Annotated in this window: 13 protein-coding genes; 8 read left to right on the forward strand and 5 right to left on the reverse strand. The window is 69.7% G+C overall.

Translation table 11 applies throughout. The features are described from left to right. Nucleotides 1-358 precede the first annotated feature (358 nt). The 6 genes from AC07C1_RS08190 (at nucleotide 359) to AC07C1_RS08215 (ending at nucleotide 8,636) form a co-directional block, all read left to right on the forward strand. Nucleotides 359-1,633 carry an extracellular solute-binding protein gene (locus AC07C1_RS08190; protein WP_478937709.1) on the forward strand — a complete coding sequence of 425 codons (1,275 nt, stop codon included), beginning with the start codon at nucleotides 359-361 and terminating at the stop codon, nucleotides 1,631-1,633. A gap of 107 nt (nucleotides 1,634-1,740) precedes the next feature. Further along, complete coding sequence (locus tag AC07C1_RS08195; RefSeq protein ID WP_478937710.1) at nucleotides 1,741-2,745, forward strand: carbohydrate ABC transporter permease; 1,005 nt, start codon at nucleotides 1,741-1,743, stop codon at nucleotides 2,743-2,745. A gap of 19 nt (nucleotides 2,746-2,764) precedes the next feature. Continuing rightward, nucleotides 2,765-3,667, forward strand: a complete 903-nt coding sequence (locus tag AC07C1_RS08200) for a sugar ABC transporter permease (protein WP_478937711.1) — start codon at nucleotides 2,765-2,767, stop codon at nucleotides 3,665-3,667. Between the two features lie 194 nt (nucleotides 3,668-3,861). Further along, entirely contained in the window at nucleotides 3,862-5,547 is a 1,686-nt protein-coding gene (locus tag AC07C1_RS08205; RefSeq protein WP_478937712.1) for a glycoside hydrolase family 13 protein, read from the forward strand. Between the two features lie 134 nt (nucleotides 5,548-5,681). Further along, on the forward strand, nucleotides 5,682-7,058 hold the full coding sequence (locus AC07C1_RS08210) for an alpha-amylase (RefSeq protein WP_478937713.1): 1,377 nt from the start codon (nucleotides 5,682-5,684) through the stop codon (nucleotides 7,056-7,058). 126 nt (nucleotides 7,059-7,184) lie between these two features. After that, nucleotides 7,185-8,636 (forward strand): Yip1 family protein, encoded by a 1,452-nt coding sequence (locus tag AC07C1_RS08215; protein ID WP_478937714.1) that lies wholly within the window; start codon nucleotides 7,185-7,187, stop codon nucleotides 8,634-8,636. Here AC07C1_RS08215 and AC07C1_RS08220 read toward each other — a convergent pair. Beyond that, on the reverse strand, nucleotides 8,611-9,708 hold the full coding sequence (locus tag AC07C1_RS08220) for a hypothetical protein (protein ID WP_478937715.1): 1,098 nt from the start codon (nucleotides 9,706-9,708) through the stop codon (nucleotides 8,611-8,613). The genes AC07C1_RS08215 and AC07C1_RS08220 overlap by 26 nt on opposite strands. 843 nt (nucleotides 9,709-10,551) lie before the next feature. On the opposite strand from AC07C1_RS08220, the gene pulA reads away from it, so the two are divergent. Then, the gene (pulA, locus tag AC07C1_RS08225; RefSeq protein ID WP_478937716.1) at nucleotides 10,552-15,957 is read left to right on the forward strand and encodes a pullulanase-type alpha-1,6-glucosidase; all 5,406 of its coding nucleotides are present in this window, start codon (nucleotides 10,552-10,554) and stop codon (nucleotides 15,955-15,957) included. Nucleotides 15,958-15,989: 32 nt separating this feature from the next. Beyond that, nucleotides 15,990-16,355: a 5-carboxymethyl-2-hydroxymuconate Delta-isomerase gene (locus tag AC07C1_RS08230; RefSeq protein WP_478937718.1), complete on the forward strand. Its 366-nt coding sequence runs from the start codon at nucleotides 15,990-15,992 to the stop codon at nucleotides 16,353-16,355. Between the two features lie 22 nt (nucleotides 16,356-16,377). On the opposite strand, the gene AC07C1_RS08235 is transcribed toward AC07C1_RS08230, so the two are convergent. From AC07C1_RS08235 to AC07C1_RS08250, 4 genes are all read right to left on the reverse strand, one after another. Next, nucleotides 16,378-17,094 carry a TetR/AcrR family transcriptional regulator gene (locus AC07C1_RS08235; protein WP_478937719.1) on the reverse strand — a complete coding sequence of 239 codons (717 nt, stop codon included), beginning with the start codon at nucleotides 17,092-17,094 and terminating at the stop codon, nucleotides 16,378-16,380. A 36-nt stretch (nucleotides 17,095-17,130) separates the two neighbouring features. Then, nucleotides 17,131-18,219 carry a PDR/VanB family oxidoreductase gene (locus tag AC07C1_RS08240; RefSeq protein WP_478937720.1) on the reverse strand — a complete coding sequence of 363 codons (1,089 nt, stop codon included), beginning with the start codon at nucleotides 18,217-18,219 and terminating at the stop codon, nucleotides 17,131-17,133. Next, nucleotides 18,219-19,145: a metal-dependent hydrolase gene (locus tag AC07C1_RS08245; protein ID WP_478937722.1), complete on the reverse strand. Its 927-nt coding sequence runs from the start codon at nucleotides 19,143-19,145 to the stop codon at nucleotides 18,219-18,221. The genes AC07C1_RS08240 and AC07C1_RS08245 overlap by 1 nt, the downstream gene beginning before the upstream one ends. Nucleotides 19,146-19,245: 100 nt before the next feature. After that, the gene (locus tag AC07C1_RS08250; RefSeq protein WP_478937723.1) at nucleotides 19,246-21,156 is read right to left on the reverse strand and encodes a hypothetical protein; all 1,911 of its coding nucleotides are present in this window, start codon (nucleotides 21,154-21,156) and stop codon (nucleotides 19,246-19,248) included. Between the last annotated feature and the right edge of the window lie 20 nt (nucleotides 21,157-21,176).

Genomic DNA, 21,176 nt, shown 5'->3' on the forward strand with positions numbered 1-21,176 from the left:
GTCGCCTGCCCCCTTGCACACCGGCCGGACGCCGGGGGCGGGCGACCGAACGGCCGGCCGTGGGTTGCTGCCTCATCGCGCTCCCTCGTATTCATGCTGGCAAGAGCTTGCAGAGTCTTGCACAACTGCGGTCCCCGCCGCTCAGTGGCCCCACTACGCGGTTGTGTTGCGTTCCACGGCCGGTCACGGCGGGGTAACCATCGTGTTCCCTTGCACTTTTTTTCTGCAAGGTCTTTCGCGCCGCTTACATCGCTGTTACGTTCCCACTCGCCCGGCGGCCGCAACGGCGCAGTCGGCAAGACGCAGGGACGGGCGGGACCGCTCCTGCACACACGGGCTCAACCCTCAAGGAGAACTCATGCGGCGTGGCATAGCGGCCTCCGCGCTGGTGGCGTCCCTCGCCCTCACGGCGACGGCGTGCGGCGGGAGCGACAGCGACAGCGGTAAGTCGGACGGCCCGGTCACCATCACCTGGTGGGACACCTCCAACGCCACCAATGAGGCACCGGCGTACCAGGCCCTGGTCAAGCAGTTCGAGGCTGCCAACAAGGACATCAAGGTCAAGTACGTCGACGTCCCCTTCGACCAGGCGCAGAACAAGTTCGACACGGCCGCCGGCGCCAAGGGTGCCCCGGACGTGCTGCGCTCCGAGGTCGGCTGGACCCCCGCCTTCGCCAAGAAGGGCTACTTCCTGCCGCTGGACGGCACCGAGGCCCTCGCCGACCAGGCGAAGTTCCAGCCGAACCTGATCAAGCAGGCCCAGTACGAGGGCAAGACCTACGGCGTGCCGCTGGTCACCGACACCCTGGCCCTGGTGTACAACAAGGCGCTGTTCAAGAAGGCCGGTATCACCGAGGCCCCCAAGACCTGGGACGAGCTGAAGTCCGACGCCGCGAAGATCACGGCCAAGACCAAGGCCGACGGCTACTGGGGCTCCACCCAGGCCTACTACGCCCAGACCTTCCTCTACGGCGAGGGCACCGACACCGTCGACGCCTCCGCCAAGAAGATCACCGTGAACTCGGCCGCCGCCAAGAAGGCCTACGGCACCTGGCTGAGCACGTTCTCCGGCAAGGGCCTGCACAAGGCCGACGCCACCGCCGACGCCTACGCCCACATCCAGGACGCGTTCGTCAACGGCAAGGTCGCCGCGATCATCCAGGGACCCTGGGAGATCACGAACTTCTACAAGGGCAGCGCCTTCAAGGACAAGTCCAACCTCGGCATCGCCACCGTCCCGGCCGGTTCCACCGGCAAGGCGGGCGCCCCGACCGGCGGACACAACCTCTCGGTCTACGCCGGCTCCGACCAGGCCCACCAGGCCGCGGCGCTGAAGTTCGTGAAGTTCATGACCTCGGCGAAGTCCCAGGAGACCATCGCCCTGAAGAACTCCACGCTCCCCACCCGTGACGACGCCTACACCGCCCAGGTCAAGGCGGACCCCGGCATCGCCGGCTACCAGGGCGTCCTGGCCGCCGCCCAGCCCCGCCCGGCGCTGCCCGAGTACAGCTCCCTGTGGGGTCCGCTCGACACCGAGCTGCCCAAGATCGCCGGCGGCAAGGAGTCCCTGGACAAGGGCCTGAGCAACGCCGAGCTGGCCATCTCCAAGCTGGTGTCCGGCTTCAGCAAGTGAGCCCGGGTGGCCGTCGGATCCTCCCTGTACAAGAAGGGGGGGAAGGATCCGGCGGCCACCGCCCCGCGCCCCAGCCCAACTTCTTGATCCAATGAAGGTGTCGAACCATGACAGTCGCCATCGACCGCGCGACCGGCAAGCGCCGCGGTGACCGCGCGCCTCGGCCCGGGCTGGGGCAGCGCCTGAAGAACGGCTTCCACAAGCACTGGTACGCCTACGCGATGATCGCCCCGGTGGTCGTCGTGCTCGGCGGCATCGTGGCCTATCCGCTGCTGCGCGGTTTCTACCTCACCCTCACCGACGCCAACAGCCTCAACTCGGCCCGCACGATCGGCGTCAACCACATCGACGCCACCTACAAGTTCATCGGCCTGGACAACTACAAGGACATCCTGTTCGGCCCGACGGCGTACGACCGGTTCTGGTCGCACTTCCTGTGGACGGTCTTCTGGACGGCCGCCTGTGTGGTCCTGCACTACACCATCGGTCTCGGCCTCGCGCTCATGCTCAACCAGAAGCTGCGCGGCCGCACCTTCTACCGGCTGATCCTCGTCCTGCCCTGGGCCGTGCCGACCTTCGTCACCGTCTTCTCCTGGCGGATCATGCTCGCCGACTCCGGCGTGCTCAACCAGATCCTCGGTGCCCTGCACCTGCCCCAGCCGCAGTGGCTGGAGGACACCTTCTGGCAGCGGTTCGCCGCGATCATGGTCAACACCTGGTGCGGTGTGCCCTTCATGATGCTCTCGCTGCTCGGCGGCCTGCAGTCCATCGACCCCTCGCTCTACGAGGCCGCGGAGATGGACGGCGCGAGCGCCTGGCAGCGCTTCCGGCACGTCACGCTGCCGGGCCTGCGCTCGGTCGGCTCCACCGTCGTCCTGCTCGGCATCATCTGGACCTTCAACCAGTTCGTCATCATCTTCCTGCTGTTCGGGAAGAACTCCGCCGAGGATGCCCAGATCCTCGTCACCTGGGCGTACCAGCTGGGCTTCGGGCAGCAGCCGCGTGACTTCGCCCAGTCCGCCGCGTACGGCGTGCTGCTGCTGTCGATCCTCACCGTCTTCACCTCCTTCTACTTCCGCTGGCTGAAGCGCAATGACCAGCTCGCCGTCTGACGCCGCAGGAGCCGCCGCCATGACCACGACTCTCGACAAGACAGCGGCCGGGACCGCCCCCGCCGCCCAGCCCCCGCGCCGCGCCCGCCGGCGCGGCGCACGCGGCCCGCTGGGTGTCGCCCTGCTGCACGGCGGCCTCGCCGTGGCGAGCCTGATCGCGCTGGCCCCGGTGGCCTGGCTGTTCTATCTGTCCCTCGGCCCGGACAAGGAGGACTACCTGCACCCGGGCGGTATCTGGGGCAAGCTCACGTTCTCCAACTACAGCTTCGTGATGCAGCACACGGCGTTCTTCGACTGGTTCAAGTCGACGATGATCGTGGCTCTCGGCACCACCCTGATCGGTGTCCTCGTCGCCGCCACCACCGGCTACGCGGTCTCGCGCATGCGCTTCCCCGGCTACAAGCAGCTGATGTGGGTCCTGCTGCTCACCCAGGCCTTCCCGATCGCCATCCTGATCGTGCCGATGTACGAGATCTTCAGCGACCTCGGTCTCGTCGACACCTACTGGTCGCTGATCATCATCAACTGCACCACGGCCGTGCCCTACAGCGCCTGGCTGCTCAAGGGGTACTTCGACACCATCCCCTTCGAGATCGACGAGGCGGGACGGGTGGACGGACTCAGCCCGTTCGGCACCTTCTTCCGGCTGATCCTTCCGCTGGCCCGCCCGGGTCTGGCCGTGGCCGCCTTCTACAACTTCATCACCGCCGTCGGCGAGGTGGCCTTCGCGACCACCTTCCTGCTGGACGACTCGAAGTACACCTTCGCCGTCGGCCTGCAGAGCTTCGTCAGCGAGCACGACGCCCAGTGGAACTACATGGCCGCCACCGCGGTGCTGATCGCGATACCCGTGTCCGTGTTCTTCTACCTCGTCCAGAAGAACCTCGTCACCGGTCTCACCGCCGGCGGTACGAAGGGCTGACGCCCTTCCCCCGGGAAAGAGGCTCCCGCGCGCCTGGTCGCGCGGGTAGGCGGCCGCGGTGCCCATCCGACCCCGCCGACACCGCGGCCGCCTCGTACGCCCCGCATCCGCCGCCGTACCCACGCCCATGATCCGAACTCCTCCCCACTCTCGACGTCGCTCGAGCGGGGGACCCGCATCGCCTCAAGGACGCCATGAGCCAGCAGCACTCCGCAGCCCCGGCCACCGACTCCGCCGTCGCCACCGTTGCCTCGCGCCGCGACTGGTGGCGGGACGCGGTCATCTACCAGGTCTATCCGCGCAGCTTCGCCGACAGCAACGGCGACGGCATGGGCGACCTGGAGGGCGTACGCTCCCGCCTGCCCTACCTGCGCGACCTCGGCGTCGACGCCGTGTGGCTCAGCCCCTTCTACGCCTCCCCGCAGGCCGACGCCGGCTACGACGTCGCCGACTACCGTGCCGTCGACCCCATGTTCGGCAACCTGCTGGACGCCGACGCGCTGATCCGCGACGCCCACGAGCTGGGCCTGCGCATCATCGTCGACCTGGTCCCCAACCACTCCTCCGACCAGCACGAGTGGTTCAAGCGCGCCCTCGCCGAGGGCCCCGGCTCGCCGCTCCGCGAGCGCTACCACTTCCGCCCCGGCAAGGGGAAGAACGGTGAACTCCCGCCCAACGACTGGGAGTCGATCTTCGGCGGCCCGGCCTGGACGCGGGTCACGGAACCCGACGGTACGCCCGGCGAGTGGTACCTCCACCTCTTCGCCCCCGAGCAGCCCGACTTCAACTGGGAACACCCCGCCGTCGGCGACGAGTTCCGCTCGATCCTGCGTTTCTGGCTGGACATGGGCGTGGACGGCTTCCGCATCGACGTGGCCCACGGCCTGGTGAAGGCCGACGGCCTGCCCGACCTCGGCAGTCACGAGCAGCTCAAGCTGCTGGGCAACGATGTCATGCCGTTCTTCGACCAGGACGGCGTGCACGCGATCTACCGTCAGTGGCGCAAGGTCCTCGACGAGTACGCGGGCGAGCGCGTCTTCGTCGCCGAGGCCTGGACCCCGACCGTCGAGCGCACCGCCAACTACGTCCGCCCCGACGAACTCCACCAGGCGTTCAACTTCCAGTACCTGTCGACGGAGTGGGACGCGGACGAACTCCGCACGGTCATCGACCGCACCCTGGAGGCGATGCGCCCGGTCGGCGCCCCCGCCACCTGGGTCCTCTCCAACCACGACGTCACCCGCCACGCCACCCGCTTCGCCAACCCCCCGGGCCTCGGCACCCAGATCCGCACCGCGGGCGACCGCGCGCTGGGCCTGCGCCGCGCCCGGGCGGCGACCCTGCTGATGCTGGCACTCCCCGGCTCGGCGTACATCTACCAGGGCGAGGAACTCGGCCTCCCGGACGTCGTGGACCTGCCCGACGAGGTGCGCCAGGACCCGGCGTACTTCCGGGGCGCGGGCCAGGACGGCTTCCGGGACGGCTGCCGGGTACCGATCCCGTGGACCCGCGAGGGCTCGTCGTACGGCTTCGGAGGCGGCGGCAGCTGGCTTCCGCAGCCGGACAGCTGGGGCGAGCTGAGCGTGGAGGCGCAGACGGGAGAGCCCGGCTCGACGCTGGAGCTGTACCGGGCCGCGCTGGGCGTCCGCCGGTCGCAGCCCGACCTCGGCGCGGGCGAGGCGGTGGAGTGGCTGCGGGCACCGGAGGGCGTACTGGCCTTCCGCCGTGGCGACTTCGTGTGCGTCGCGAACACCACGGGAGAGTCGGTGCGGACCCCGGCGTACGGCCGGGTGCTGCTCAGCAGCGGTGAGATCACGGAGACGGACAGTGAGGCGAAGGTGCCCGCCGACACCACCGTCTGGTGGTCCGCGGAGGGCTGACACGCCGTCTGAAAGTTCTTGCATGAACTTCACACCGGCCCGCTGCCTTTCCGGCAGCGGGCCTTTAACATCTGCGTCACCGCAAGTTTGCTGAAACATTTCAGCAAGCGCCTTCACCGTCGAAGGACCCCCACATGGCACGCAGAACCCTCCCCATGGCGGTCGCCCTCACGGCCGCCGCCCTGATGGGCGCGAACCCGACCGCCGCCCAGGCCTCCCCGCCGGGCACCAAAGACGTCACCGCCGTCCTCTTCGAGTGGAACTACGCCTCGGTCGCCAAGGAGTGCACCAGCACCCTCGGCCCCGCCGGCTACGGCTACGTCCAGGTCTCCCCGCCCGCCGAGCACATACAGGGCTCGCAGTGGTGGACGTCGTACCAGCCGGTGTCATACAGGATCGCGGGCCGTCTCGGCGACCGCACGGCGTTCCAGAACATGGTGAACACCTGCCACGCGGCCGGTCTGAAAGTCGTCGTCGACACCGTCGTCAACCACATGTCGGCGGGCAGCGGCACCGGCACCGGCGGCTCGTCGTACACCAAGTACGACTACCCGGGCCTGTACTCGGTCTACGACTTCGACGACTGCACCTCCCAGGTGTCGAACTACTCGGACCGCTGGAACGTCCAGCACTGCGAACTCGTCGGCCTGGCCGACCTGGACACCGGCGAGGAGTACGTCCGCAAGACGATCGCGGGCTACCTGAACGACCTGCTGACGCTGGGTGTGGACGGCTTCCGCATCGACGCGGCCAAGCACATCCCGGCCGCCGACCTGGCGAACATCAAGAGCCGCCTGGCCAACCCTTCCGTCTACTGGAAGCAGGAGGTCATCTACGGCGCGGGCGAGGCCGTCCAGCCCACCGAGTACACCGGAAACGGAGACGTCCAGGAGTTCCGCTACGCCTACGACCTCAAGCGCGTCTTCACCAACGAGAAGCTGGCGTACCTGAACAACTTCGGCGAGGGCTGGGGGTACCTGAGCGGCTCGGCCGCCGGCGTCTTCGTCGACAACCACGACACCGAGCGCAACGGCAGCACGCTCAACTACAAGAGCGGCGCCGCCTATACGCTGGCCAACGTCTTCATGCTCGCCTGGCCCTACGGCGCCCCGGACATCAACTCCGGCTACGAGTGGTCCGACGCGGACGCCGGCCCGCCCAACGGCGGTGCGGTCAACGCGTGCTGGCAGGACGGCTGGAAGTGCCAGCACGCCTGGCCGGAGATCAAGTCCATGGTGGCCTTCCGCAACGCGACCCGCGGCCAGGCCGTCTCCAACTGGTGGGACGACGGCAACAACGCCATCGCCTTCGGCCGGGGCGGCAGGGGTTATGTGGCGATCAACCACGAGACCGGCAGCCTGACCAGGACCTACCAGACGTCCCTTCCGGCGGGCACGTACTGCAACGTCCAGAACAACACGACGGTGACCGTGAACTCCAGCGGACAGTTCACCGCCACCCTGGGCTCGAACACGGCACTGGCGATCTACGCCGGCAAGCCGAGCTGCTGACCGGGCCCGCAGCCGGGCCCACCGCAACCGACCGCGCACCCGCGTCCGGAGGGCGGGGCTGTTCGCACGGGGCCAACCGGAGCAGCTCCGCATGCGCGGCCCGGGCCCCGGCTCGAGGCTGGCTCCATGAGCATCCGTCCATGGATCATCGTCGAGGCACCGGACGGCCGTGGTCTTCGCCGGGTCACCGCGGGCGGCGAGACGGTGGGCAGTGCCTGGTCGCTGCGCGAGCTGCGAGGACTACTGGACCGCCTCGGTTACCCGAACGTGGATGTGGCGGATCCGGCGTCCGTGTGCTGGCGCGGCGGGGACAGCCGTACCTGGCCCGACCGGGCCTGGAGAAGGCGCGCGACCGTCGTCCTCATGATGGTGGGGCTGCTCGCGTCCGCGGCCCTCAACGCGGCGATCGGATGGCCGGACGCCGCCGGTGCTCTGACGTTCGGGCAACGAATAACCGGGGCCCTGTTCGTCCTGTCCGGTCTGGTGCAGTTCGCGGCGGCGATCTTCATGCTCGACTACGGGGGAAGACGGCAGTTCGCGTTCTCCGGGGCGATCGTCCTGCTCGGTGCCCTCTCATCACTGGCCACTGACAGCCTTCTCGTTCTGATGTGGCTCATAGAGACGGAATACACGCCCTACATGCTGGCCTTCATGCCTCTCTGGTGCTGGTCCCTGTGGGCACTTTTCCTGTTGTTCCGCGAGAGATCCTGGAGGGGAGTCCCACAGCCCAAGAAGTTCGCGGCCGGAGTGTTCGCAACAGCCCTCCTGACTGCTGTCAGCCTGGCGTACTCAACCATCTACGAACCCGCAGTGGCCCCCATGCGTTTCGCCCTGAAAACGGAATTCGGCACGGCGCGAGCAGACCGCAGGCTTCCGTATGTCCAGGTGCCGCTGAAACTCTCCGTCAAGAACACCGGAGCGTTCTCCGTCTATATCATCGTCAACGACTTCACCGTGTACGGCAGAACTGCCAAGTATTCCGAAAAGGGCAACAGTGTGGTGGACGAAGGGTGGCGGCAGAGTATCGGCGACGGATACGAGGAGGCCGAACGCCACGTCGATCACCTCAAATTCGCGAACATAAGCAGCGGGCGATTCTATGAACCGGGCGAAGTGCTCGAGAGCGGGCAGGCGGACACCCTGGAGCATGTGTTCGCGGTTCCCAGGAAGGTCGCGTACGACCTGCTGCACGTCGACCTGCAGATCACATACATGAGGAAGGACCGGGGGCGGATCGACGTGGACGAGTTCAGCAGACAGCATGTGTCGTGGGACAAGGGGAGCCGGTACTACTGCCACCCGGCGGAGTGCGGGCAGCGGTTCACCTATCACGCCAGGGTGCGTCACAACGACAACCTGGTCAACGTGACGCGCGGGCCACGCTATGTGACAGCACACTGGTACCCGGACCGAGGCCCTCAGTACTTCATTTCGTCCTACGACTTCAAAGGCGGGGGGATCGATGCCGCCAAGGTGAGAAAAGATGTGGACAGATTCGGCATCTCGACGGTTGAGTCCAGTTCCGAGGTGTCCGTGGCGGAGTTGCTAAGATCTATTCCTTCTCCTGGGCCTTCTTGACCCAGGTGCCGGATTCGACCCCCAGGTCCTGGTCGAGCTGCAAAGCCGCCCGCAGGCAGTAGAGGCCCGGAGTACCGAGGTCGCCGATGAGGTCGCTTGCCGGTAGGGACTGAGCGAGCCCGGGGAGGAACCGTTTGATTTCCAGCGGGCGGCTGCTGAGGTGTGCGTTCCGCAACTGGACCACGACGTCCAGGGTGTCCTTCCGGTGTTCTTTCGACTTCCAGAAATCGTTGACGCCCTCGGTGTCCCACTTCTTGGGAAGCACGGGTTTCAGGTCCCTGGTGAGGATGTCGTCCTGGACGACATCGAAGACGGCATTGGTGCAGACTTCGGCAGCCTTGCCGAGCCGTACCCGCGGCAGACCCTGAGCGGAGGCGGCCTCCTCCTGCTGCTTCTTCATCCGATCGGTCTGCTCGTCCAGGTCCTTGCGCGCCTTGTCCCGTTGCTCGTCCGACAGTCCGGGGTCGTCGGCTCTGTCCAGAGACGAACTGGCCCCGTTGGCGGTCTCGGCGAGTTTCTTCCGTTTGTCGTCAGGAGTGTTCGGGTCGCTGATGATGAGCTGCGAGGTCATGATCCGCTTCGCGGCGTCGAGCGTCTTCGCATGACGGCTGCCGGTACTTGCCGTCGCGTCACGCGTCACGGCGGAGGCCACGTGGCCGTTGATGCTGATCAGGTTTTGCTGCAGTTCCTGCGGCGTCGCCCGGTCGCCGATCACGTTCAGGACCGATGCCGACCGCTCCGCGATCAGGGTGAGTGCGCGCCGCTCCTCGGGCGGTGTTCCCGGGCGGTCCGCCGCCTCCAGCGTGGACGTCACCTGTTTCACGAGCCCGGTCAGCTGCTCCCGCAGCGCGTGCGGTGTGTCGGGGTCGGCGATCACCTCCAGTGCGGAGCTGAGCGCCTGCGCGCTCCTGATGACGCCGTCACGCTCCTGTGGCGGGGTGTCCGGGTCGCGCACCGCCCGCAGCCTGGTGGTCAGTTGCTCCACGCTCGGGACCAACTCCTCGGGAACGTCCGCCTTCTTCCGGTCCAAGTCCTCCGCCACCTTGCCGGTGTCCTCCTTCTGCCGCGTCACGTCCTGGGACGCCGAGGTGTCGTTCTCACCGGGACTGGGCGGTTCCTCGGAGTTCGACGTCTTGCTCGGCTCCGGCGTCTTTGTCGGACTCGAGGTCCCGCTCGGTGTGGAGGGGGTGGGGGATGTCGTCGGGGGCGGATTGCTCGACGTCGTCGGGGAAGGTGATGCCGTGGTCGGCGCAGTGCCCGGCGTCGAGGGGGAGGGGGGCGTCGGCGCCGGAGACCCGGGTGAAGGAGGAGTCGACTCCAGGGGCAGGTCCGCCCCGGCCTCGACACGGACCTGAGGCGCCGGCACGGCGGTCAGGGGGCCCGCGGGCAACGCGGCCGCTGCGGCCAAGGCCGATGCGCTGGTCATGCGGAAGAGGCGCCGACGGGGGGTTCTGGCCATCAGGAATCCAGACGGGTCTGCGTCGCACTGGCTTAGGGGCCGGATCTCGGCTCGACATAAGCCACTTTTCACCTGTCCGGCGCATCCCGCAACGGGAACGCGACTGCGGGTCGACCCACTCGACGCCGTCGACGGCCGCCTGCAGACCCGCGCCGACGTCCCGGACCGGATGCGGCACTCGGGGCAGCGCACCGCGAGCTGACCCGCCGATGCGTGCTGCCCGGTTGAACCGTCAATAGGCGCGACCGTCAACTGAGCGTGCGGCACACATGTCTTGCCGCGCCCGGGTGACACACGAGCGTCGGCCGACACGTGAAAGTTCTTGCCGCTTGTTTCAAGCCTCTTGCTGTAAACCTTTCGGCGGCGGTACGGTCGCGCGGGCGTCCGGCAGTGAAGCTGTGCCGCGGCGATGGGGTCGGACCCGAAAGAGCCGTAGACCGCAAGGAGTTACCGCCTGTGATACCGAGATGGACGGCGCCCCGCACGCGCCGTACCCCGCGTCGCAGAAGGGCCGCGGCCGTCACGGTCGCCGCCCTCACGGCCGCCCTCGTGCAGCCCCTCGCGGCCCAGGCCGCCACCCCGCCCGCGCCTCCGTCCGACGCGAGGCTCGCCGCCGTGCCCGCCCGGCACGACGACACGCGCGAGCAGTTCTACTTCGTCATGCCGGATCGTTTCGCCAATGGGGACAAGTCGAATGACCGGGGCGGACTCACCGGCTCCCGGCTCAGCACCGGCTACGACCCCACCGACAAGGGCTTCTACCAGGGCGGCGACCTCAAGGGCCTGACCCGGCGGCTCGACTACATCAAGGGCCTCGGCACCACCGCCATCTGGATGGCCCCGATCTTCAAGAACCGCCCGGTGCAGGGCACCGGCGCCAACGCCTCGGCCGGCTACCACGGCTACTGGATCACCGACTTCACCCGGGTCGACCCGCACTTCGGCACCAACAAGGACCTCGAGACCCTCATCTCCAAGGCGCACGCCAAGGGCATGAAGGTCTTCTTCGACGTCATCACCAACCACACCGCCGACCTCGTGGACTATGAGGAGAAGTCGTACGACTACCTGTCCAAGGGCGCCTTTCCGTACCTGACCAAGGACGGACGGCCCTTCGACGACTCCGACTACGCGGACGGCGGCGGGAAGTTCCCGGCCGTCGACGCCGGCTCCTTCCCGCGCACGCCGAAGGCCGGAAGCGGGAGCAAGGTGCCGTCCTGGCTCAACGACCCGGCCATGTACCACAACCGGGGCGACTCCACCTACGCCGGCGAGTCCACCACCTACGGCGACTTCTCCGGGCTCGACGACCTGTGGACCGAGCGTCCCGAGGTCGTCAGCGGCATGGAGAAGATCTATGAGCGGTGGGTGAGGGACTTCGGTGTCGACGGGTTCCGGATCGACACCGTCAAGCACGTGAACACGGAGTTCTGGACCCAGTGGGCGACCGCGCTGGACAAGTACGCGGCCGCGCGCGGGCGGAAGAACTTCTTCATGTTCGGCGAGGTCTACTCCGCCGACACCTCCGTCACGTCCCCGTACGTCACCCAGGGCCGCCTGGACGCCACCCTCGACTTCCCCTTCCAGGACGCGGCCCGCGCCTACGCCTCCCAGGGCGGCAGCGCGCGGAAGCTCGCGAGCGTCTTCGGTGACGACTACAAGTACACGACCGACAAGGCCAACGCGTACGAGCAGGTCACCTTTCTCGGCAACCACGACATGGGCCGTATCGGGTACTTCCTGAAGCAGGACGACCCGAAGGCGACCGACGCCGAGATCCTCGCCAAGGACAGGCTCGCCAACGAGCTGATGTTCCTCAGCCGCGGCAACCCGGTCGTCTACTACGGCGACGAGCAGGGCTTCACCGGCTCCGGCGGCGACAAGGACGCCCGCCAGACGATGTTCGCCTCCCGGGTCGCCGACTACCTCGACGACGACGAGATCGGCACCGACCGCACCCACGCGAACGACGCGTACGACACCGGCGCGCCGCTCTACCGGGAGATCGCCGCCCTCGCCAGGCTCCGCAAGGCCAACCCGGCCCTGACGGACGGCGTCCAGACCGAGCGGTACGCGGCCGACGGCGCGGGCGTGTACGCCTTCACCCGTACGGACGCCAGGACCGGCCAGGAGTACGTCGTCGCCTTCAACAACGCCGGCGAGGCGAGGACGGCGACCTTCCCGACCGGTTCGGCGGACATGCCGTACCGGGGGATCTACGGCGCGCACGGCACGCTGAGGACCGACGGCGACCACCAGCTCACCGTCACCGTCCCGGCCGGCGCCGCCGTCGTCTACCAGGCCACCGGCGCCCTCGCCGAGCCCGTCACCGAGCCGGCCCTCACTCTGAAGGCACCGTCCGCCGGTGCCACGGGGACGGTCGAACTGACCGCGGACGCCGACGGCGGCGGGCTGAACCGCGTCGTCTTCGCCGCCCAGGTGGGCAACGGCACGTGGAAGACGCTCGGCTCCGCCGACCACGCCCCCTACAAGGTCACCCAGACCATCGGCAAGGACGTACCCGCCGGGACCGCCCTGCGGTACAAGGCCGTCGTGATCGACTCGGCCGGGCGCACCGCCGGCGCCACGGCGGACAGCACCACCGGCACCCCGCCCGCGACCGAGGTCCCCACCACCACCTCCCGGAACTACGCGGTCGTCCACTACAAGCGCGCCGACGGCGACTACGCCGACTGGGGCCTGTACGCCTGGGGCGACCTCGCCGACGGCGAGGCCACGAACTGGCCGGACAGCCACCCCTTCACCGGCCGGGACGCCTACGGCGCCTTCGCCTACGTCAAGCTCAAGCCCGGCGCCTCCAACGTCGGCTTCCTGGTCATCGACAAGGACGGCGACAAGGACGTCGCCGCCGACCGGAGCATCGACGTCACCAGGACGGGCGAGGTCTGGCTCGAGCAGGGGAAGGCCGACGTACTGACACAGCGGCCGGACCGGCCCGCCCAGGACACGGCCACGGCCGTCGTCCACTACCACCGCGCCGACGGCGACTACGACGGCTGGGGCCTGCACGTCTGGACGGGGGCCGCGAACCCCACCGACTGGTCGAACCCCCTGAAGCCGGTGAAGACTGATGCCTATGGCGCGGTCTTCGAAGTACCGCTCACCGCGGGTGCCACCAGCCTCAGCTACATCATCCACAAGGGCGACGACAAGGATCTGCCCACCGACCGGTCCCTGGACCTCAAGGCCGACGGCTATGAGGTGTGGCTGTTGAACGGTCAGGAGGAGTACCTGCTGCCGCAGCCCGCGGGCAGTGCCGCCGCCCTCGACCTGTCCACGTCCAAGGCGGTCTGGATCGACCGGGACACCGTGGCCTGGAACGGTGTCGACGGCGCCGCCTCCACCCAGCTGCTGTACTCCGGGGACGGCTCGATCGCCGTCAAGGGCTCCTCGCTGACCAGTGACGACGAGCGCTGGCTGCGTCTGGCGAAGACGACGCTGACGGATGCCCAGAAGGCGAGGTTCCCGCACCTGAAGGACTACACCGCCTGGTCCGTGGACCCGCGCGACCGGGACCGGGTGCGCGAGGCGGTCAAGGGCCAGCTCGTCGCCTCGCAGCGGGCGGCGAACGGGGCGGTGCTCGCCGCGACCGGCGTACAGATCGCCGGCGTGCTGGACGACCTCTACCCCGGTGCCGGCAAGGCCTCGCTCGGCCCGGTGTTCCACGACGGGAAGCCCACCCTCTCCGTGTGGGCGCCGACGGCGCGGAGTGTGTCGCTGGAGCTGAACGGTGCCACGGTGGCCATGCGCCGTGACGACGCGACCGGCGTGTGGTCCGTGACCGGTCCGGCGTCGTGGAAGGGCAAGCCCTACCGGTACGTCGTGAGGGTGTGGGCGCCCAGTGTCCGCAGGATGGTCACCAACAAGGTCACCGACCCCTACTCGCTCGCCCTGACCGCCGACTCGGAGCGCAGTCTCGTCGTCGACCTGGACGACAAGTCGTTGGCGCCGAGGGGCTGGTCCGCGTTGCGCAAGCCCAGGGCGGTTGCGTTGAGGGACGCGCAGATCCAGGAGCTGCACATCCGGGACTTCTCGGTCGCCGACACGACGGTCCCGGTGCAGGACCAGGGCACCTACCTGGCCTTCACGGACAAGGGCAGTGACGGCTCCCGGCATCTGAGGGCGCTCGCGAGGTCGGGGACGTCGTACGTGCATCTGCTGCCCGCGTTCGACATCGCCAACGTTCCCGAGAGGAAGGCCGACCAGGCGGTCACCGACTGCGATCTGGCGTCCTACCCGGCCGACTCCGGCAAGCAGCAGGAGTGCGTGGCGAAGACCGCCGCGAAGGACGCCTACAACTGGGGCTACGACCCCTACCACTACACGGTCCCCGAGGGCTCCTACGCCACCGATCCCGACGGCACCGCCCGTACGGTCCAGTTCCGCAAGATGGTGCAGGCGCTGAACCAGGACGGCCTCAGGGTCGTCATGGACGTCGTCTACAACCACACCGCGGCCGGCGGCCAGGCGGACACCAGCGTGCTCGACAAGGTCGTGCCGGGCTACTACCAGCGGCTGCTCGCCGACGGCAGCGTGGCCAACAGCACCTGCTGCGCCAACACCGCGCCCGAGAACGCGATGATGGGCAAGCTGGTCGTGGACTCGATCGTCACCTGGGCCAAGGAGTACAAGGTCGACGGGTTCCGCTTCGATCTGATGGGCCACCATCCGAAGGCCAACATCCTGGCGGTCAGGAAGGCCCTGGACGCGCTGACCCCGGAGAAGGACGGCGTCGACGGCAAGAAGATCATCCTGTACGGCGAGGGCTGGAACTTCGGGGAGGTCGCGAACGACGCCCGCTTCGTGCAGGCCACGCAGAAGAACATGGCCGGCACCAACATCGCCACCTTCTCCGACCGGGCCCGGGACGCGGTGCGCGGCGGCGGCCCCTTCGACGCCGACCCCGGCGTCCAGGGCTTCGCGTCCGGCCTGTACACCGACCCCAACACCTCCACCGCCAACGGCACGAAGCAGGAACAGAGGGCCCGGCTGCTGCACTACCAGGACCTGATCAAGATCGGGCTGACCGGCAACCTCGCCAAATACCGCTTCACGGACACCGACGGCAAGAACGTCACCGGCGCCGAGGTCGACTACAACGGCGCTCCCGCCGGATACGCGGACGCTCCCGGTGACGCCCTCGCCTACGCCGACGCCCACGACAACGAGTCACTGTTCGACGCGCTGGCCTACAAACTCCCCACAGACACCCCCGTCGCCGACCGGGCCCGGATGCAGGTCCTCGCGATGGCCACGGCCGCCCTCTCCCAGGGACCGTCCCTGTCCCAGGCCGGCACCGACCTGCTGCGCTCGAAGTCACTGGACCGCAACTCGCACGACAGCGGCGACTGGTTCAACGCCATCCACTGGAACTGCGCCGACGGCAACGGCTTCGGACGCGGACTGCCCCCGGCCGCCGACAACCAGTCCAAATGGGACTACGCCAAACCGCTGCTCACCACGGTGAGAGTCGGCTGCCCGCAGATCACCAGCGCCTCGGCCGCCTACCAGGACCTGCTGAAGATCCGCACCACCGAGCAGGCGTTCTCCCTCGCCACGGCCGCACGGGTGCAGGACCACCTGGCCTTCCCCCTGTCCGGCAAGAACGAGACACCCGGGGTCATCACCATGACCCTCGGAGACCTGGTCGTCGTCTTCAACGCCACACCGCAGAAGCAGGAACAGAAGGTCAGTGCCCTCGCCGGCAGGCACTACCGGCTGCACCCCGTGCAGGCCTCCGGCGCCGACCCCGTGGTGAAGACCTCCGCCTACGCGGCCGGCTCGGGCACGTTCACCGTCCCCGCGCGGACGGTGGCGGTGTTCAGCCGGGCGGGGAACTAGGGTGAGGCCGTTGCCGTAGAACAGGAGTGCGCATGCCCCAGATCACCGTCGACTACTCCGACATCATGGAGAACGCCTTCGACCGCGAGGGCTTCGCCCGGGCGCTGCACGCGGCGACCGTGGAGATCGCGGCGGCGAAGCCGGAGGCCTGCAAGACGCAGTTCCGGCCGAGTGCGTGCACGGTGTTCGGGTACGAGGATCCCGGGGCGCGCGAGCACGCCATCGTGCAGGTGACGATCGGGCTCCTCGCCGGACGGGGCGACGAGACGAAGGCGAAGCTGACCCAGACCGCGCTGGAACTGCTGCGCGAGCACGTGGCGGACGCGGCGTTCACCCTGCACGCCTCCGCCGAGATCCGCGACCTCGACCCGTCGTACCGGAAGTTCGACCGGCCCTAGGTGCATTGATCACGGGCGTCGCTCAGGACGCGAGCGACATGAGCCGGCCGACCAGCTCCGCGAAGGGGCCGTCGGCCGGCTCGTCCTTGGCCATGGTGCGCAGCAGGGCCGCCATGTCCTCGTCGTGGGCGGCGCTGACGGCGGCCAGCGCGGCGAAGTCGTGCACGAGCTGGATCTCCAGCTCGGCGCGCGCGATGCGCCGGCCGTCGAGCCAGAGCAGTGCCGTGGACTCGGCGAGCGAGATCCAGGAGCGGACGACCAGCTCCAGACGCGGGGACGCGTCGGTCACGCCCAGGTGTGACAGCATCTGGTCGTACGCGGCCTGCCGCACGGAGTCGATGAGCGCGTTGGTGGCCGATACATGGTCCTTCGAGTGCACTCCGTCGGCGGAGACCGCCGGGCCGCCGCGCATCAGCGCCGAGAAACCGGGGCCGTGCTCGTCCACGAAGTCGAAGTAGCGGCGCATCACGCGCAGCAGCCGGGCGCCCAGCGGACCCTCGTGCGGCTCGGCGAAGCGACCCGCGAGATCCTCCGCGGCACGCTTCAACGCGGCTTCGTACAGGCTGAGTTTGCCGGGGAAGTAGTGGTAGACCAGCGGGCGCGAGATGCCCGCCGCCGACGCTATCTCATCGATGGAGACCTCGTCGGGCGAGCGCCTGCTGAACAGGTCGAGGGCGACGCCGATCAGCTGCTGCCGCCGCTCCTCGACGCCCATCCTGCGGCGAACCCCGGTACTCATGCGAACACCTTACCGATCGAATCCGGCCGTCGATGTTCACATGTCGAGCACCAGGCGATCGCTCCGGGCCCGCGATACGCAGATCAGCATGGAATCGGATCGTTCCGCGTCCGTCAGCAGCTCGTCCCGGTGGTCGACCTCGCCCTCCAGCACGCGCTGTTGGCAGGTGCCGCAGAACCCCTGCGCACAGGAGTAGGCGGTGTCCGGCAGCTCGCGTCGCACGGCGGCCAGCAGGGTGGAGTCGGCGGGCACCGTGAACGTCCGTCCGCTGCGCCGCAGTTCCACCTCGAACTCCGCGTTCCCGCCCGCCGACGCGCGGGGTGCGAACCGCTCCAGGTGCAGCGTGGCATCACCGGGCAGGCGGGCCTCGACCGCGGCCATCAGGCCCTCGGGTCCGCAGCAGTAGACGGCCGTCCCCGCCGGGACGTCCGCGAGCAGCGCGTCCAGGTCCGGCCGTCCGTCCTCGTCCTCGGCCACCAGCGTCAGTCTCCCGCCGGCTCCCGGCGTCGTTCGAGCCGGGGAGACCTCCGTCCCGGCCAGCTTCCGGACCTCCTCCAGGAACGGCATCGAGGCCCGGCTCCGCCCGCAGTACAGCAGCCGCCAGTCGGTGCCGACCGGCAGGGCCCGCAGCATGGGCAGGATCGGGGTGATGCCGATGCCGCCGGCGACGAAGACGTACGAGGGCGCCTGCACAAGGGGGAAACGGTTCCTCGGTCCCCGCACCTCCAGCTCCATGCCCTCGGCGAGTTGCTCGTGCACCTCGCGGGAGCCGCCCCGGCCGTCCTCGGCCAGCCGTGTGGCGACCGTGTACGAGGAGGTGTCCTCGGGGTCCCCGCACAGGGAGTACTGCCGGACGAGTCCGGAGGGCAGGACGAGATCGAGGTGCGCTCCCGGCTCCCAGCCCGGCAGGCCGCCGCCCTCCATACGGAGCTGTACGACCCCGTCGGCGATCGTCTCGCGGGCGGTGAGCGACACCCGCAGGGCCCGCGAACGCGGCCGGCCGGAGACCGGCGGGTCCAGGGTGGGCATCGGCCACAGCGGCGAGGTCTGGATACGGCGGCGCAGGGCCTGCCGGGTCAGCAGGGCGGCGCCCGCGACGAGGGCGGCGGCGCGCAGCTTCGGCATCACGACGCCTCCCCCACTGCCGTGAGGGCGTGGGGGGACCTTCCCTCCGCGGCGCGCGCGGCGGGGGAGGAGGCCAGGTAGGCCACGGCCTGGGCGGTGGAGCACTCGTGGGAGGGGTGGTAGGCGCGGCTGAGATAGCGCGGGACGGACTTCAGCATGACCCCGGTGGCGGGCAGGACGCCCTGCCGGCCGCGCTGGTGGAACTCCCTGAAGGACGCCTTGCCGTCGACGAGCGCCGGGTCGTTCTCCATGAAGAAGCGGACCCCGCGCTGCCACAGGAAGACCAGCGCGGAGAAGGCCGCGGCCCAGGTGCGCACCCGGCGCCGGTAGCCGCCGTCGACGTGCAGGAACAGGTCGAAGGCGACCGAGCGGTGTTCGACCTCCTCGGCGCCGTGCCAGCGCAGCAGGTCCAGCATGGTCGGATCGGCGCCACGCCGGTCCAGCTCGGCGGCGTTGAGCACCCAGTCACCGAGGAAGGCGGTGTAGTGCTCGATGGCGGCGATCAGCGCGACCCGCTCCAGCAGCCACCACCTGCGCGGCCTGCCCGGCGGCAGCGTGCGGTCGCCGAGCAGCTTCTCGAAGAACCAGTCGACCTGCGCGGTGTACGGCGTCGGGTCGAGCCCCAGTTCCCTCAGGTGCGGCAGCACCTCGTCATGGGCCTGGGAGTGCATGGCCTCCTGCCCGATGAACCCGACGACGTCCTCGCGGAGCCGGTCGTCCCGGATCAGCGGCAGCACCTGCTTGTACACATGCACGAACCATCGCTCACCGGCGGGCAGCAGCAGGTGCAGCACATTGATGGTGTGCGTGGTGAACGGGTCGCCGGGCACCCAGTGCAGCGGCGTGTCCTCCCACGAGAAGGACACGTTGCGGGCCTTGAGCGGTATGCGCTCGGACTCCACCGGCCGGGCCTGCGTATGAGACATGGCGTCAATGTACTGACGGGTAGGGCGCCTGAGAACCCCTGTGGCGCACCTTGTTTACACCGATGTCAACAACGCTCCCGGCGGCCGGGCGGTGCCGGCCCTACCGCAACCCACTGATCTTCCGCCCGTCCGCCGACGTACCGGACAGGTCGGCCCGAGCCCCCCGCTCGGCCTCGACGGCCAGCAACGGCCCCGGCGCGGACGCGGTCACCCCGCCCGTCGCCGAGATCGACGACGTCCCCTTGCTGCCGGCCGCCAGCAGGTACCACGTCCCGGCGCCGGACTTCCACAGCACCCCGGCCAGCACACGGGGATCGCGCGGCCCGCACGCCGGCACGTCCGTGCCCTTGGCGACGACCGCCCCGGTCGATCCGCCCGGTGTGCGGAACTGGGCCAGCGCGGCCGTACCCCCGCCGCGCCAGGTCTCGGCCCGGGTGCACACCCAGGCGCCCGTTCCGCTGCCGTCGGGCAGCGGCTGCTGGGCGTAGGCCCAGGCGTTGACGCTGCGGATGCCCGACGAGCGCTCGCCCGCCAGCGAGCAGGCGTACGGCGCCCACGCCCGCAGCCCCTCCGCACCGGCCGCCTCGCCGGTCGAGCCGGGGCGGCCGGCGGTGAGGTGGGCCGGGACCAGCTCACCGAGGTCGGTGGAGAGCCGGCTGCCGGAGGCGTCGGTCAGCTGGAGCACGGTCCAGGCGGTGCAGTTGCCGGGCCGCAGGGCGGGGCTGGCCAGCGGTGCGGTGAGTCCGTCCGTGACGGTCAGCGGGGTCGCCGCCGCGGTCGGCTCCATCAGGTCCCGCGCGGCCGCCTTCTTCACCCAGGGGGCGATCAGGTAGCGGACGTTGCCGTCCGAGCGGCCCAGCACCAGCGCGCCGGCCTCGGCGCCGGTCGCGCCGTCGACGCGGGCGAAGTCGAGGGCCGCGCCCTGGGCGCCGTTCTTCGGCTCGGCGTAACGGGCGATGCGCAGGCCGTCGTAGAGGAGCACCACGCGGGCGTCGTCGACCTCGCCCGCGTACAGCAGCTGGGGCGGTCCGGCCGGGCCGCCGGTCTGGGTGCCGGGGGTCGCCGAGACGTGGACCGTCTCGCCGGGACGGGCCCAGACGGCCAGGGCGCGGCGCAGCAGGGCCCGGTCGCCGGTGAGCGGGCCGCGCGCGGGCCACACGGAGAAGTCGGTGCGCGCGGCGGACTGCCAGGCGGCGGCGGGGACGCGGGTCAGCTTGCCGGGGTCGAGGGCGGCCTCGGCGGCCGGGTTCTCGGCGTAGGCGGGCGCGGCGGCACCGTCGGGTCCCCAGCCGCCGCCCGGCAGGGCGACCAGCGCCCCGCAGACCGCGAGCGCGGCGGCCGCGGCGAGGACGGCCTTGGTGTGCTGGCGGCGCCGCACCAGATCGGTGGGCCGGGCCTGCAGCGAGCAGGGGTCGAACTCGGGGGAGGAGAGCAGCGCGGGATGCGCGGGCACGCCGTTCGCCGCGGCCAGCGCGCCGCCCGGGTCGTCGACGCCGGCGGCCTCGAGGATCGTGCGGACGTCGGCGTCGGGCAGCTTCTCCAGACCGCGCAGCACGTACGCGGCACGGGCCGGGCCGGACAGGGCCGACAGCCTCTGGTCCAGGGCGAGTTCGTCGGCGCCGCCCGAGCGCGGGAACAGCCGCAGCCCCCACACCTGGGGCAGCGGCGGCGGCAGCTGGGCCGGCCGGGGCAGGCCCTTGCGGGGGCGGGCCGCCTCCAGGGCCCTACGCAGGACACGCTCGCGGAGGTAGGCGTACCCGGGGTCGCCCTCCAGGCCCGAGGCCTGGGCCGGGAGCACGGACGGCTGCTTGCGGCCCCGCGGCAGGGCGCGCTGGGCGAGGGCGTGTGCGGTCAGCACCCGGCGGCTGCGGCCGAGGCGCGGCGGCAGTACCAGGTAGGCGATCCGGACCAGTCGTGGATAGTGCTCGACGAGCGCGGCCTCGGCCTGCTCGACGCCGACCGGTCCGGCGGAGGCGGGTGCGTGACGCTGGGCTACATCCTGTGACTGCACGTCCGGGAGAACGAGTGAAC

The organism is Streptomyces sp. NPDC045022, from assembly GCF_056432605.1.

What these genes read in the sequence shown, in the direction of transcription:
- AC07C1_RS08235 (WP_478937719.1), bottom strand. Translation starts at nt 17,094, where the DNA reads ATGAGTACCGGGGTTCGCCGCAGGATGGGCGTCGAGGAGCGGCGGCAG.
- AC07C1_RS08230 (WP_478937718.1), top strand. Translation starts at nt 15,990, where the DNA reads ATGCCCCAGATCACCGTCGACTACTCCGACATCATGGAGAACGCCTTC.
- AC07C1_RS08210 (WP_478937713.1), top strand. Translation starts at nt 5,682, where the DNA reads ATGGCACGCAGAACCCTCCCCATGGCGGTCGCCCTCACGGCCGCCGCC.
- AC07C1_RS08195 (WP_478937710.1), top strand. Translation starts at nt 1,741, where the DNA reads ATGACAGTCGCCATCGACCGCGCGACCGGCAAGCGCCGCGGTGACCGC.
- AC07C1_RS08200 (WP_478937711.1), top strand. Translation starts at nt 2,765, where the DNA reads ATGACCACGACTCTCGACAAGACAGCGGCCGGGACCGCCCCCGCCGCC.
- AC07C1_RS08215 (WP_478937714.1), top strand. Translation starts at nt 7,185, where the DNA reads ATGAGCATCCGTCCATGGATCATCGTCGAGGCACCGGACGGCCGTGGT.
- AC07C1_RS08190 (WP_478937709.1), top strand. Translation starts at nt 359, where the DNA reads ATGCGGCGTGGCATAGCGGCCTCCGCGCTGGTGGCGTCCCTCGCCCTC.
- AC07C1_RS08240 (WP_478937720.1), bottom strand. Translation starts at nt 18,219, where the DNA reads ATGCCGAAGCTGCGCGCCGCCGCCCTCGTCGCGGGCGCCGCCCTGCTG.
- AC07C1_RS08205 (WP_478937712.1), top strand. Translation starts at nt 3,862, where the DNA reads ATGAGCCAGCAGCACTCCGCAGCCCCGGCCACCGACTCCGCCGTCGCC.
- AC07C1_RS08245 (WP_478937722.1), bottom strand. Translation starts at nt 19,145, where the DNA reads ATGTCTCATACGCAGGCCCGGCCGGTGGAGTCCGAGCGCATACCGCTC.